This window comes from Ruegeria sp. L11 (genome assembly GCF_056531755.1).
Genome location: NZ_JBQFMI010000001.1, coordinates 434,580 through 448,235 on the forward strand (window position 1 = coordinate 434,580; position 13,656 = coordinate 448,235).

At 55.8% G+C, this 13,656-nt stretch carries 15 protein-coding genes; 5 read left to right on the top strand and 10 right to left on the bottom strand.

Annotated elements, in window-relative coordinates; genetic code table 11:
• The 5 genes from ACR0CE_RS02160 to ACR0CE_RS02180 all read right to left on the bottom strand — a co-directional run bounded on the left by ACR0CE_RS02160 (position 1) and on the right by ACR0CE_RS02180 (position 3,974).
• Complete coding sequence (locus tag ACR0CE_RS02160) at positions 1-648, bottom strand: TadE/TadG family type IV pilus assembly protein (RefSeq protein WP_480480656.1); 648 nt, start codon at positions 646-648, stop codon at positions 1-3.
• Positions 645-1,142, bottom strand: coding sequence for a TadE/TadG family type IV pilus assembly protein (locus ACR0CE_RS02165; protein ID WP_480830718.1), 498 nt, complete (start codon positions 1,140-1,142; stop codon positions 645-647). The genes ACR0CE_RS02160 and ACR0CE_RS02165 overlap by 4 nt, the downstream gene beginning before the upstream one ends.
• Before the next feature lie 13 nt (positions 1,143-1,155).
• Positions 1,156-2,694, bottom strand: coding sequence for a pilus assembly protein TadG-related protein (locus ACR0CE_RS02170; RefSeq protein WP_480830720.1), 1,539 nt, complete (start codon positions 2,692-2,694; stop codon positions 1,156-1,158).
• 8 nt (positions 2,695-2,702) lie between these two features.
• Positions 2,703-3,662, bottom strand: a complete 960-nt coding sequence (gene cpaB / locus ACR0CE_RS02175; RefSeq protein WP_480480662.1) for a Flp pilus assembly protein CpaB — start codon at positions 3,660-3,662, stop codon at positions 2,703-2,705.
• Positions 3,663-3,797: 135 nt separating this feature from the next.
• A complete protein-coding gene (locus ACR0CE_RS02180; protein ID WP_209503749.1) occupies positions 3,798-3,974 on the bottom strand; it encodes a Flp family type IVb pilin in 177 nt (58 codons plus the stop codon).
• Between the two features lie 675 nt (positions 3,975-4,649).
• Between ACR0CE_RS02180 and ACR0CE_RS02185 the strand changes: the two genes are divergently transcribed.
• Positions 4,650-5,327, top strand: a complete 678-nt coding sequence (locus tag ACR0CE_RS02185; protein WP_480492696.1) for a helix-turn-helix transcriptional regulator — start codon at positions 4,650-4,652, stop codon at positions 5,325-5,327.
• A gap of 471 nt (positions 5,328-5,798) precedes the next feature.
• Entirely contained in the window at positions 5,799-5,984 is a 186-nt protein-coding gene (locus tag ACR0CE_RS02190; RefSeq protein WP_480830722.1) for a hypothetical protein, read from the top strand.
• Positions 5,985-6,219: 235 nt separating this feature from the next.
• Here ACR0CE_RS02190 and ACR0CE_RS02195 read toward each other — a convergent pair whose 3' ends face one another.
• Positions 6,220-7,236, bottom strand: coding sequence for a hypothetical protein (locus ACR0CE_RS02195; RefSeq protein ID WP_480480667.1), 1,017 nt, complete (start codon positions 7,234-7,236; stop codon positions 6,220-6,222).
• A 210-nt stretch (positions 7,237-7,446) separates the two neighbouring features.
• On the opposite strand from ACR0CE_RS02195, the gene ACR0CE_RS02200 reads away from it, so the two are divergent.
• The 3 genes from ACR0CE_RS02200 to ACR0CE_RS02210 are packed head-to-tail and all read left to right on the top strand — an operon-like array spanning position 7,447 to position 10,051.
• A complete protein-coding gene (locus ACR0CE_RS02200) occupies positions 7,447-7,998 on the top strand; it encodes a PepSY domain-containing protein (protein WP_480830724.1) in 552 nt (183 codons plus the stop codon).
• Positions 7,999-8,036: 38 nt separating this feature from the next.
• Positions 8,037-8,696: a response regulator transcription factor gene (locus ACR0CE_RS02205; RefSeq protein ID WP_209503754.1), complete on the top strand. Its 660-nt coding sequence runs from the start codon at positions 8,037-8,039 to the stop codon at positions 8,694-8,696.
• A complete protein-coding gene (locus ACR0CE_RS02210; RefSeq protein ID WP_480830726.1) occupies positions 8,696-10,051 on the top strand; it encodes an ATP-binding protein in 1,356 nt (451 codons plus the stop codon). The genes ACR0CE_RS02205 and ACR0CE_RS02210 overlap by 1 nt, the downstream gene beginning before the upstream one ends.
• Positions 10,052-10,176: 125 nt before the next feature.
• On the opposite strand, the gene ACR0CE_RS02215 is transcribed toward ACR0CE_RS02210, so the two are convergent.
• The 4 genes from ACR0CE_RS02215 to ACR0CE_RS02230 form a co-directional block, all read right to left on the bottom strand.
• Positions 10,177-11,358, bottom strand: a complete 1,182-nt coding sequence (locus ACR0CE_RS02215) for an ammonium transporter (RefSeq protein WP_480830728.1) — start codon at positions 11,356-11,358, stop codon at positions 10,177-10,179.
• A gap of 209 nt (positions 11,359-11,567) precedes the next feature.
• Positions 11,568-12,035 (bottom strand): CinA family protein, encoded by a 468-nt coding sequence (locus ACR0CE_RS02220; RefSeq protein WP_480830729.1) that lies wholly within the window; start codon positions 12,033-12,035, stop codon positions 11,568-11,570.
• Positions 12,032-12,529, bottom strand: coding sequence for a phosphatidylglycerophosphatase A family protein (locus tag ACR0CE_RS02225; protein ID WP_480473078.1), 498 nt, complete (start codon positions 12,527-12,529; stop codon positions 12,032-12,034). Before ACR0CE_RS02225 ends, ACR0CE_RS02220 begins: the two co-directional genes overlap by 4 nt.
• Positions 12,526-13,656, bottom strand: a complete 1,131-nt coding sequence (locus ACR0CE_RS02230; protein ID WP_480830730.1) for a bifunctional 2-C-methyl-D-erythritol 4-phosphate cytidylyltransferase/2-C-methyl-D-erythritol 2,4-cyclodiphosphate synthase — start codon at positions 13,654-13,656, stop codon at positions 12,526-12,528. Before ACR0CE_RS02230 ends, ACR0CE_RS02225 begins: the two co-directional genes overlap by 4 nt.

A 13,656-nucleotide genomic window follows, 5' to 3' on the forward strand; every position in this document is an offset into this window, starting at 1 on the left:
TTAACCTGACTCTCCTGATGCCAGGTCTTCGGCAGGCAGCGAAACGCTGAAATTGGAAAACCCGGCTGTTGAAGGAATTGTGCTGCTGGTCGCGCCCGCGGCATTTGCAAGCGCGGCCAGCGGCGAAACGAACTGAAAATCATTCAGGTTCAGCTCAACCGTGACCATGGGTGTGTAAGGGCCACCCAGGAAGCCCAGATTGGAATTGAAATCATAGGAAAACTGCAAGGCGTCAATCGTCGTGCCGGGGGGCAGCAACGGGTTGATGCGCCCCCAGATTTCAGATGCTGTGGTGTTTGTGGCGTCACCCACACAAGCTGGCGTTACGGGGTCGGCACATACGCCAGCCGACGCACTGCATGGGGTGCCAAAGCGAGGGGACAACGCGGATGTTCCCCGCGTGTGGGTTTGTGGCACACCCGGACAGGCCGCAGGGCGCACCACAGCGATGCGCGCCGCCAACTGTGCGGCTTTTTGCGCGTTCACTCCGCTGTATGATAGCCGGCCAAAGTCCAGCAATGCCAGGAACAGGAAGGAAAACAGGGACACAACCAAGGCAAACTCAACAAGAACCCCACCATTTTGGTCGCGCAGCATCTGGTCCGCGACCTGGCGCAAGATGGCGCGGTTATTTCGCAACCGTGTCATTGGCCAAATATCCGCGATGTGTCAGCGACGTCGGTGGTTATCGATGACGCGCCGCTGCCGAAAAGCTTCAGAATGCCCCCCAGCGGGAACTGAACGGTGATATTGGCGCTTACCTGACCGACGGGTGCCGGGTTTATGCGATACGTGCCCGACACGCAGGACAAGCTGGGCGTTACTGAGTTGACGGTTATACTGGGTGGAAACAGGCTGTTGCCATGAATGTCACGCTCTACGATCCCTTTCAGAGTTGTGCTGAGCCCCGCGACTGTTCCGCCAGACGAACAGATATCCGAGGGCGTGACGCGCGACATATAGCGGCTGGCATCCCGGACACCGGCAATGACCGACTGATACGACCACATAAGGCGTGCGGATTCCAATGTCACCGCCAACAGCAGCAGCATAATCGGCATGACGAGGCCGAACTCGACTAGGATCGCTCCATCGTCGCTTTTGGCGAAGCGCTTGAAAGGGGATTTGGGGCGAATACACATGAACCCTCAGCCCCTACCGATACAACTGTACGACGTCGCGAAAGATGCCGCCAAACCCGTTGCCGCCGCTGCCAACGCCGGTCACATCGGGGAAACCGACGACCTCTCCGTGGATGTCGAAACTGGGGGGTGAGCCACCGTCATCACCGACCGGTTCAGTCAGGAACACGGCAACAAATTTGGTGACCGGAACCCCAGTTGTCGAACCAGATACTGGGTTCAGCGCGCAATCAATACCGGCAGCTGTTACAACGCGCCGTGCCGGGTCGTTGGACATCTGGCTGGAACACATTGGACGGCCGGTTTCGGCAAGTGAAGGGTCAAGAATGGAATTTGCGTTCGGTGCCGCGTAGGGGTTCGTGTTCCCGTAGGCTATTTCCCTCAGATACATTCCATACCGCGTCCCGGAAAAAACGGTATCCGACCCGGACAGTGGTGGCAGATGTGTGTCGCTGCCGATGCCGTCGGCAATCCCATCTGCCAGATCGTGGTTTCGATTAAGGTACCCGGTTCGATCCCAGGTGCCGTCGCCGAAGCGGTTGTTTCCGCCGCAGGTGCCTGCCGTCATGCACAGATCGCGCCCTAGACCGGTTGTATCAGGGGTCGTCTGTTCATTACCCTGAATGCAAGCGCCGCCGCCGTTGCTTTCAATCCCCTTGATCACATTTGGTGCGGGCGCGAAATCGATATTGTTCTTCTCACCGTTGAGAACCGAGCGGTAGATGTCAAAGCGGACGTTGAACGCAGCATTGGTAATGCCGTTCTTCTGGCCTGGTTCGGTATTCAGACCATTGGTCAGAACACACTGGGTGATCTGGCTTTGCGCCGCGATCAGACAGGCCAGCTTATTGCCCCCTTCGTCGGCACATACACCCGAGCTGTCTTGGAAATTCGCCAGATCAATAAAGCCGAAATTACCCGGACCCCAAGCCGTTCCGTTGCCGCCGCTGCGCAACAGAATCTGGTCGCCCACAGTCAAAGTGGATTCCCAATTCGGGGGCAGGCAGAACATCAGGGGTGAAATATCGCACGCCGCTTTCGAGTATCCGGCCACTGCCTCGGCTGAAACGCTGGCAGCAGAAAACCCAGCCCCGCCAAGCATCTTGTCCAGCGCCGAAGCCAGGCTCATCGTCAGGGATTTAGGTGTCAACACGATCTGCGCGAACCTGGCCTTTCGTGGATCGGTTGTAATATCTGCGCCAAGCGGGGTCAGATCCGATGCCGGAAGCGCCGAGTGAAACAGGAGAGAATAATCCGAAGATCCTGAAAGCGTGGTCGCCCCGTTCGCGAATGTCTGGCTATCGCTGACAAGATTTGCTGCTGCATTTGTGGCTCGTGTAATCGCGTCCGGTTGGCCGTCCAACTCTCCTGCTGCGGCCAAAGCTACGTTGTCGGCGAATGACTGAAGCTCTGCATGTGTCGAATTCAACCGGCCAACGTCCAGTGTGATTGCAAAGAACCCAAGGAATGCGACCAAAGCAGTGCCCCACAGGATCGCGACGGTGCCGTTCTCCTCTTGGGCGAATGCGGATATGATAGCGCGAGTTGGCATGGCTGAACTTATTGACCGGGTGTCTGACTGACTTTGATTGGGCGAATGCGGGGTTTGACGCGCGGCGTCGCGGACGCCGGCGCAAGCTGCGCATCTTTTTGGGTATCAGGTTGCAATTCGGCGGCGGGCGCAGTTTCTGTTGCCTGTTCCGCTTCTTCCTGTTGCCGCTGGATGGTCACAACCTCAGTCTCGGTTCCCCGGCGCAGCTTTACAGTGGGTTGAATATCAACCTTTTCTACCGGTCCTTCCTCCTGCAGCAGATCGCGCAGGCGAACCATCTCCATGGGTTCATCCTCGACGCTGTCCAGGGTGCGCAGTGTCAGGCTCAGGGTTCCGGCCTTTTGAGCCAGGGCCAGACGTTGACCTTGTTGCGGGGTCACTTCCACCGTAATCGTGCGGGCGACCTCCGGCTGATCGCTTAATTCCTCCGACTGCTGGTCCACACCAATGACGCGAATGTTCTGCAAGATTGTGACCGCGCGCAGGTCCTGCTTGGCACCTTGGGTCAAGACGATATCAACGTGATCGCCCGGGGTAACAAAACCGCCCACGGCCGTTACAGCATCGACCTCGATCGCCATGGCGCGTGTGTTTTCACCCAACTTCTGAACAAGGGTGACTTTTTCACCAAAGTTCGAAACCTTGGAAAGAAGCATTACTTCGCCGGGATAGAACCGGCCCTTGGCGCGCCGCAGCTGACGGCGATTGTTTGGAACAAGTACATCAATATCCGTGAAAACTCCGGCCGGGAGCGCCTCGCGCGGCCAGGGGTGAATTGTGACGTCGTGCGCTTCGATCGTTTGACCAAACGCGATTTCTGATCGGGCCACGTAGATCTCAACCAGATCGGCATCTGGCGAGACACCGGCAGTGCTTGTCTTAAACTGAATGTGATCCTTCGCCAGGTAAACGGAACCGGACGCTATCGCAATTCCAAACAGTGTAGAAATGATTGGCCTGATACGCATCACTCTCTCCAATAATTACGTTCTGAAATATGGAACTTCGGTCGTCTTGCTTTCGCGAAATTCCTGGCGGTGAACTCTGCGCCGCAACAGTGGCGCGGCGGCACAGAGCTCTGTATTTTGGTAAGTGTGTTTGAGTCAGCAGGTCGCGCTACCCAGAGCAGCGCATGCACCAGTCACGTTTGTGTTGGTGGTAGTGCCCAGATACGAGAATGCGCCAACTGCAATCGACGCCACGACCAAAAGAGCCAGGCCATACTCGACGATTGCTGCACCGCTTTCGTTTTTAACAAACTTCTTCATGAATTTAGTCATTTTTTTTCCCCCAAATAGGTTAGACGTTTTCAGCGCTCCGTATTCTTGAGCGCAAGCCAGGCGAAAATGCATTAGCTCGGGAATCAGAATAGGAACGGGGGAAATGCGTGCCTTCCTTCAAAGGTAATTGAAATACACCTAATGGTTGAGTCAATTGAAAGAAATCAAACTTTTGGGCGAATACATTTAACCCTGCGTTAACAACGTATTAACGTTCGGCGAATCGCCCTTTTTCGGAAACAATGAATTGAGCCGGGTCGCAATTGTGAGCGGGATGGTGGTTGATTTTTACTGACCGGTCTGACGTTTGCGGATTGGCATCGTGCGGTTCAGTGATGACAAGACTCAGAAAAGCATATTGAAAACAAATATATAAAGTTTCTTAAAAGCCTTTGTTTGAAAACTTCCCGCGCAGACAAGCCGATAATTCCGGTTGCTGTGACTTCGAAAGGAACACAAATTTGTTGTAGTAACCCGAACCTGTTTGTTTGGTCGGTCTGTTTAGTTGAATGGTTAATTGTTATGAGTGTGAGTTTTTTAAAGAGCGCTCAGGCGAGGGAGAGTCTGGACTTTGTAGTGGAGTGGACTCAGGCCCTATGCGGTAATGGCTCCGTGTCTCGATCCGTAAATTGTTTAATGCGCCTGGCAAATGCTGATGCGGTTCTAATTGTCAGAATGCAGAAAAAGGATTGGAAGGCAAAGCATATTGCGCGCTGTTGTGTCCAGCAGGGGAAAATCTGGCCTTCACAGCCGCAAACGCAGGCAGAGTTGGTTATTGGAGAATGTATATCAACGGCAAGGCCGGGTTCAGTCTGGAAACTATCAGACTTGGTGTTATCCGACGCATCACCAATCTCCCATTGTCGGCCCCAAAGGCCTGAGGGGCTGGTGGAGGTTATCCTGATTCCGCTGGACGTAACCGGGGCGCAGGTTGATTACATTGAGCTTCACTACAGTATTCACCCGCAGACCTTCGAACTTGATCTGATAAGTGCGCTGGCTCCAACATTATCGTCTGGCTGGAGCAAACGCTTGCCTGGAACAGTTGCTGCCAACTCCGAGGTTCTTCGGAGTCACCGGTCCAAGTTCAACAGCAACAATCGCTTTGTTCCGATCCTTGATCCACATAATCCGGCCGACCTCAGCAGATGCGAGTTTCGGGTATGTGCGATGATGAAAGAGGGAATGACAGTGAAGACGATTTCGGAGACTCTGTCCATTGGCCCGACAACAGTTCGCTCGCACCTAAGTTCCATATTTTCCAAAACAGGGGCGACGAGCCAGGTCGAGCTTTTGCATCTATTGAACCGAAGCGTTGATGCTGACAGGGGTTTTGCTCAGATCGCGGGTTAGCGAACCGAATGGATTGCTATCAGGACGGTCTGAAGACCTTTTCTTGATCTTTTAAGGATCCATCTGTCGTCATGGTCCTACCCATTGTTGTTCCATGACGGTCGAACAACTGCTGAACTTAGTCGCAATTTCGTCGGCTGTCTTGTAAGTTTCTAAATTTCGGCCGCAATTTTGCTCTCTATAGCAATGTAGGGAATCTGACTCGTTCGCCATGACCAACTGCCGCTTTCGTGGGGAGGAAACAACCCTACGGAGTGGGGAGAGCGCGTCAGATTTTTATGCTCTTCCAGTTTGATTGTATCTGTTGACGAAAAAATATCCTGTTTTGTTAGCTACTTAGTCGTTGTTCATGATTTCGCGACAACATTAACATAATGTGAACAATGTATTCTCTGAGTGTTCAACTGGCTCGGGGCATACTGATCGCACAGGCCGGGCAAACCACGTCCGGTTGAATGGAAGGGGAACAGCATGATCAAGACTGCTATTGAGGTTGCGCCGTATGCATGTGCGACAATGCAACCCCATAATCCCGTCATGAACGGCGAAGTTTCAGGTAATACAAATTCGAGCAGCAGTCGCTTCCCTCCTATCGAATATGCACTGACAGAAATCGTAAATAACAAGCGACTAGAAGAGGCGAACCGGGACTTCTGAAAATCAGACGTCCGATGGATTTCCGGATCAACTTGATCAGGGAAAGATAAAGCCCGCTCCGAATTGGAGCGGGCTAAATTTTTTCTCAGTAACCTTTGCCAACTTGCGTCGGGCATAAGCGCAATACAACCTGGCGGTCAGGATCTTAATGAGAAAGTCGGGCCAGCCAAACGGCTGGTAATCACTTAGCTGGCCCGGTCTTCTGCCCACTTCATGAGAATGAAGGCAAAAGCTATTAGCTATCCAATCCGAGCATTGCCTTTACAGCAGCCTCGACCTCGTCGGTGACGGGTTTGTTCGCAGCGTCTTCCAATGCTGCGCGCTCATCGAGTGACTGCTGCTCAACGGCGTCTGCCAGGTCTTCGACGTCTTGCACGGCTTCCTCGTACTCCAAGGCAGCCTGTTTTTCGGCATTCAGGCTGTCAGCGGCATCTTTGGAAGCTTGCAGATCATCGTTTGCGTCCTGAAGTGCGTCCTCGATATCAGGATTGGTGCCTCCCGCATCTGCCAGTTGCTGTTCGAGATCATCGACGATGTCCTGCTTTTCCTGAACATCGGCCAGCGCATCCTCAAGGTCGTCATTGATTTCAGCGCTGGAGCGCTCCGGCGGGGTCATATCATCCAGAAGGTCTTGTTTTTCGGCAAGCTCAGCTCGGATGCTGTCGCCAGCCAAAACCGTGTCGCGATAGGTTGCAATGCGACCGACGCGCGAATTCGGAGCAGCGTTCTGAAGGGCCTTCTCACTTGCGTTGGCTGCGTTCAGTGCGCCCAGTTCCGAAGGGTGGACGCCCAGCGCGGCAGCCAGTTTGTTCCCTTTCTTGTGGGAATCGGTCAGGTCCGTTTCCTCGACTTGAACCTTGGATTTTGTCGCGTGCGCTGACGGTGCGGTCTTGGTCTGAGTTTTCTTGGACTTCTTACCGGTAAACAATTCTTTCAAAGAGAACGATTTTCCCTTCGAAGATTTTGACTTCGAACCCTTTGCGCCAGAGGTAGTGCGCCCCGACTTACCGGCGGATTTTGAACCACCACTTTTAGCCGCCCCATTACCGCCGCCTTTGCCATTTCCGGCGCCGTCGCTGTTTCCTTTACCGCCGCCGTTTCCTTTACCGCCACCATTGCCCCCACCGTTGCCATTACCGTCTTTGGCATAGGCCACATCAGGAAGGGCAACTGCCGCCACAATTGCGGTGGAGCCCAACATTGCGATTGCGAGAGCGGAGGCCTTCAGCACGCCGGTCAAATTGGTTTTCATAGCGGTCCTCGTAGGTCGAACGCGGGTTTCATTTGGGCCGGCAGTGTGTTTCGCGCTTTGCACACACAGAAAACGCTTGCCGGAATCAATATCTGACAGGTGCTATCTAAACCCATCATCATTGAACCCACGCCGAACTGTTCGTTCATCGCCAGTTCATGTTGAAATCGATAGATTGTTAAGGTGGTTGCGCAGTAAAGAGTGCTGAAGATGAGAAAGCTCTTAACCATCTTGTTTCTTGTTGCCGTTCTCCAGCCCGGAGAAGGCAATGCAGCCGTTCGTGAGCTGAAGCAGGCAGAACTGCGCAAAGCAACAACCTCGGGCAACGCAATCCGGTTGCAGAAAGTCATCAAAGGGGTCGAACAGGTCTTTGGCGGTACGCCCATTGATGCGCGAGCTTTTCAGGCCGACAAAGTTTACTACCGCGTGCTGGTTAAAAAACCGAACGGGAAGATTGTCAGTGTTATTGTTAACGCAAAAACCGGCGTTGTCGTTTCCAACAGGTCCAAGATCGGCAAACAAATCTCAGACGCGGCCAAATCTGCGCCCGGAAACTCGGCCAATGCTAAATCTCAAGGCAAGTCTTCTGCCAACGCAAATGGTGGTCAAAGCGGCAACCGTGGGAACAGCGGTGGCGGTCGCGGCAATGGTGGCGGCAATTCCGGAGGTAACGGTGGCGGCAACTCCGGTGGTAACGGTGGTGGCAACTCGGGTGGTAACGGTGGCGGAAACGGCGGCGGCAACGGGGGTGGTAAAAAGTAATGGTTAAACTGCCATTCGCACGCCTATAATTCCCAAGTATGAGAGTTTTACTGGCAGAAGACGAACCGCACCTTTGCGAGCAGATCAAGAAACTGTTGAACGCTGAAGGTCGGGTCGTGGACATTGTGAACAGCGGCCTGGAAGCTTTGCATCTGGGTGCAACAGAACCCTATGACATGATCATCCTCGATATTGGATTGCCGGAACGCGATGGCATTTCAGTTCTGCGGGAATGGCGCAGCGCGGGCATCAAGACCCCGGTGCTGATCCTCACGGCCCGCGATGGCTGGAGCGAAAGGGTCGACGGATTGGACGCAGGCGCGGACGACTACATGACCAAGCCATTCCATATGCCCGAACTGGCAGCGCGGGTCCGTGCCATACTGCGGCGGCAGAGCGGTCAGTTGAATCCCGTCGTCGAAATGGGAAATGTTGTGCTGGATACCCGCAACGGGCGTGTAACGGCGGATGGCGTGCCCATCGACCTGACCGCGCAGGAGTTGGCTGTTCTTACATATCTGGCCCATAATGTTGGGCGTATGATCTCAAGGACCGAGTTGTCGGAACATATCTACGAATACGATGGAGACAGGGACTCGAACACCATTGCCGTCTTCATAACCCGTCTGCGCAAAAAACTTGGCCCTGATCTGATCACAACGATTCGGGGCCGCGGATACATGATCGACTCTGCCTGATGTTATCCCTGCGTCAACGGGCTCTACTGGGGGGGATCGCGTCGGGTGCCCTTTCAGTGGGTGTTGGTACGCTGGCCGTGTTCTCGTTCATCAATGCCCGCGTTTCAGACAGGTTTGATACCGCACTACTTGATCGTCACACGCAACTGGTCGTTGGGTTGAGCGTTACGACCCATGACCCGGATGCGCTGCGGAATCTGATGTTCGATCCAGCCTATGGCACACCGTATTCCGGCAGATACTGGCAAGTCAGCAACAGCGAAGGTGAGATCTTTACGTCGGCTTCCTTGTTTGATGAAGTCATTGCCGAACCGCCGGGGAACCCTGATGTAACGACGCTTTGGAACACGCCTGGTCCGGAAAGCGAAGCTTTACGAGGAGCCTTTCAGAAAATTACCTATGAGGATGGAACGGTCTGGGGGGTCAGCGTTGCCGAAAGTCAGGCCCAGCTTGTCGCGGAACGCCGCGCTGCACAACAAAGCCTGCTTCCGGTTTTTGCGCTGGTTGGTCTGATCGGTGTCGTTGGGTCGCTACTTCTGACGTCAATCATCCTGACGCCACTCAGAAAGCTTCGGTCAGATGTGGCGCATCGTTGGGATCGGGACGAAGACCTTAGGCCAGGCGATTATCCAGAAGAGGTGTCTCCTCTGGTCGAGGATCTGAACCAGCTCTTGCGTCGAAACCGGGAAATCGTATCGGGATCACGTCGTCAGGCGGCAGATTTGGCCCATGCCCTGAAAACGCCTACTGCAATCATGCGCAATGAATTGGTGCTGTTGTCCGAAGCGGGAGGTTCTACGGAAACCGCTGTGGAAGCTCTCGACCGCATTGACGCGCAACTGGGCCGGTCTTTGGCCAGAATGCGGGCGCTGAACACTGCAGATTTGACCCATTCTCGTGCTGATCTGTCTCATTCGATTGATCGACTGGCGCGTCTGTTCACCACCATGGCCGAGCGCGAAGGAAAGTCATTGGAAATCGAACGCGACCCGGGTCTTTGGGTGCGTATGGACGCGCAGGATATCGAAGAAGTTTTGGGCAACCTGCTGGATAACGCGGTCAAATGGTGCAAACATAAGGTCCGCGTGACGGCCATGAGAACCTCGAACGGGATCGAAATTGTGATTGACGACGATGGTCCGGGAATTCCTCAGGACGCTTACCGCGAGGCGTTGCGATCGGGGGGGAGGCTGGATACCTCTGTTTCGGGCAGCGGCCTTGGGCTGGCCATCGCGGTTGATTTGTTAAAGGCCTATGACAGTCGGCTTGATCTGGGTGCATCCAACTCGCTTGGCGGTCTGGAATGCCGGATCGTAATTCCGAAGGGAACCAATGCGCATCCTGCGTCAGGCTGATCATTTGCCCTGAAGGTTGAGGGTGCTTTGGGTGTGACGTAGGTGGACAAGACGCCAAAACAAGAAAAGCGGACCCATCACAGGTCCGCTTTTGCCCTTGCGGGCGATAGGCAGCCAAGGTGGGCTTAGCTGCTCATGTCATAGGCCCGCTCACCATGTACCGAGAGGTCGAGGCCATTTGTCTCGGTCTCGGCGTTTACGCGAAGTGGTGTGATCTGTGCAACCAGTTTGACCAGTACAAACGTGACAGCTGCCGTAAAGACACCCACGATAACCAGCCCGCCCAGTTGTGCGGTCCAGGTTCCAAGGCCGAACAGGGCGATCATGATGGTGCCGAAAATGCCCCCGACGCCATGTACCGCGAACACGTCCAGTGTATCGTCGATATTCAGCTTGTTGCGCACCAGACTGACGGCTTCCTGACACAGAATGCCCGCGACAGCACCGATGATGAGGGCCTGAACCGGACCCACGAAACCCGAAGCGGGCGTGATCGAGGCCAGACCTGCAATTGTCCCGGTAACAAGACCTACCATCGAGGCTTTGCCAAAGCGGATGCGTTCCCAAAGCGCCCATGTCAGTGACGCGGTTGCGGCGGACAGGTGGGTAACGGTCATCGCCATCGCAGCGCCGCCGTCCGCGGCCAGTTGCGAACCGCCATTGAAGCCGAACCAGCCGACCCACAGCATCGCGGCGCCGACCATGACATAACCGGGATTATGCGGCGGGGTCGTGCGGTTTCGGCGCGGGCCAAGGATGACGGCGATGATCAGGGCTGCCAGACCAGCGGTTTCGTGCACCACGATACCGCCCGCGAAATCACGCACGCCAATGTCACCCAAAATACCTCCATCGGCCAGCATTCCACCGCCCCAGATCCAGTGAACCACCGGCGCATAGCACAGCAGCATCCACAACGCCGAGAAGGTCAGCACAAAGCCAAAGCCCACCCGTTCAACATATGCGCCCACGATCAGGGCCGGGGTGATGATGGCAAAGGTCATCTGAAAGGCAAAGAACAGGATTTCCGGTAGAGTGCCAGCAAGGCTGTTCACATCAACACCGTTGAGGAAAGCCTTGCCCAAACCACCCCAAAGCCCACTTTCACCGGGTCCAAAGGCGATGGAGTACCCGGCGACCAGCCAAAGAATGCTCATCAAACAGGCAATGGCAAAGCAATGCATAAAAACGCTGAGCACGTTTCGGGCACGTACAAGCCCGCCATAAAATAAGGCCAGACCCGGTAATGTCATGAAAAGGACCAGTGCTGTAGCAACAATGATCCAGGCTGTATCGGCTCCATTCATGGGCCGCTCTCCTTTTCCCTGCATGGTTTCCCGGGCAGGTCATCTGACAACGCCCGGGATCGAGTGAGTGTATGTGCAGAGCCTTGAAGCGGAGGGCAGGTGAGGAAAAAAGAGGCAATACCCGAATTGGTCGCCTATTTTGTCGCCTTTTGTTCAAGTGATGACAGTTTTGGCGGCTATGGGCAGATAATGCCTAAAAAAGGTGCGCGTTATGAAAGCCCAGTCAGAAGAAACGCCAGCGCATGATCCCGCGCGGCGCGGCGCACCGCATCCCGCCCTTGCGCGCCAAACTCAATCGTTTCTGTTCGGGTTTCCCGGCCTTCTCTGGCCAGTCCGAAACATACGCGCCCTTCGGGTTTGAATTCAGACCCGCCCGGCCCGGCAATGCCGGTAATCGCGACGGCAAGCTGAGCTTGTGAGTTGCGCAATGCGCCTTCGGCCATTTCGCGCGCAACCTCTTCGGACACTGCGCCGAAAACCTGCAGGGTTTCCGCCAGCACACCCAGCATGTCCTGCTTGGCCCCGTTGGTATAGGTGACAAAACCCCGATCCACGACGGCCGAGCTGCCGGGTATATCCGTCAGGGCCGCAGCGACCATACCGCCGGTGCAGCTTTCCGCTGTTGCGATCATAACGCCCTGCGCTTTGGCGCGGTTCAGCAGGTCGGGCACGTTCATAGGCCCAGAACCCCGTGCGTGATGCCAGCCAGAACTATCACGCCAACGGCTGCGAAAATACCCGCAATCACGTCGTCCAGCATCACTCCCATAGGATCGCCGCGACGGTCTGCCCAACCGACGGGGCCGGGTTTGGTGATGTCGAACAGGCGGAACAGAGCGAACCCGGCAACCCAGCCGGGCCAGAGGGCGGTAATGTCGATCCCATGCGCCCAGGACGGATATGAGATCGCCCAGAGGGCAATGAACTGGCCCGCGACCTCATCGATGACGATTTCCGACGGGTCGTGATCGTCCTGGCCGTCGGTCATCACGCGCGTGGCCCACAGGCCGCCTGCGAACACCACGAGCGTTGCGATTGCCAGTAATGGGAATCCGCCCAGCGTGTGCAGGACCCAAGCCATCGGCAGCGCGGCCAGCGAACCCCAGGTGCCGGGGGCAGGGCGTATATATCCGACGCCGCCAACGGTGCCAATCAACTGCGCCGCGTTCATGATTTCACCAGGCAGGCCGTCGCAAGCGATGCGATGCCTTCACTGCGACCGGTGAAGCCCAGACGCTCGGACGTGGTGGCCTTGACCGAGACCTGATCGGCACGCAAGCCCATGATTTTGGACATTTCTTCGCGCATATAAGCGGCGTGAGGGCCAATCTTCGGGTATTCACAGACCAGCGTACAATCCACGTTCGAGATGCGATACCCCATCTGTCCGGCCAGTTCGACCGCGTGACGCAGAAAGATCTCGCTGGCGGCCCCTTTCCATTGCGGATCCGAGGGTGGAAAATGCTGTCCGATATCCCCTTGCGCCAATGCGCCATAAATCGCGTCGGTTACAGCATGCATCCCGACATCCGCATCTGAATGCCCCTGCAACCCGCGATCATGGGGAACCTTCACACCGCAAAGGACCACATGATCCCCGTCGCCAAACCGGTGCACGTCATAGCCGTTGCCAAGTCTTACATCCATATCCATTCCCATGATACGTTCCGCCCGGGCAAAATCCTCGGGGCGGGTGATCTTCAGGTTGTCCGCATCGCCCGGTACGATGCAGACATCTACCCCCGCAGCGCGTGCAACCTCAACATCATCAGCAGCACCGCCCGGATGCGCCGCATGGGCGGCGGTGATGGTGTCATAGTGAAAGCCTTGCGGTGTTTGCGCCGCAAACAGGTTGCTGCGGTCTTGTGTGCCAGTCACGGCCCCGTCTTGTCCTATCCACAAGGCGTCAGTCACCGCCAGTCCGGGGGCGGCGGCCTGATGTGCATCCAATGCGTTCAAGACGTCCTGAATGGTGCGTGACGAAACGCAGGGTCTGGCAACGTCATGAATCAGGACGCGCTTCACGTCGAGGTGCGCCAGGGCCTTCAAACCGTTGCGTACAGAACCCGTGCGATCTGTGCCGCCCGAGGCGAGGATCAGATCGGTATCACGAAACTCCTCCCAGACCAGAGTGTCTTCGTCGGATAAGACCAGAACGATATGGGCGACCTGTCCGCGGAACCGATCGATTGTCCAGTCTGCCACGCGACGGCCTGCAAGGCCGCGCCACTGTTTTGGGACGTCGCCCCCTGCGCGCAGGCCGCGGCCTGCGGCGACTATGATGGCAGCTGTGGTCAT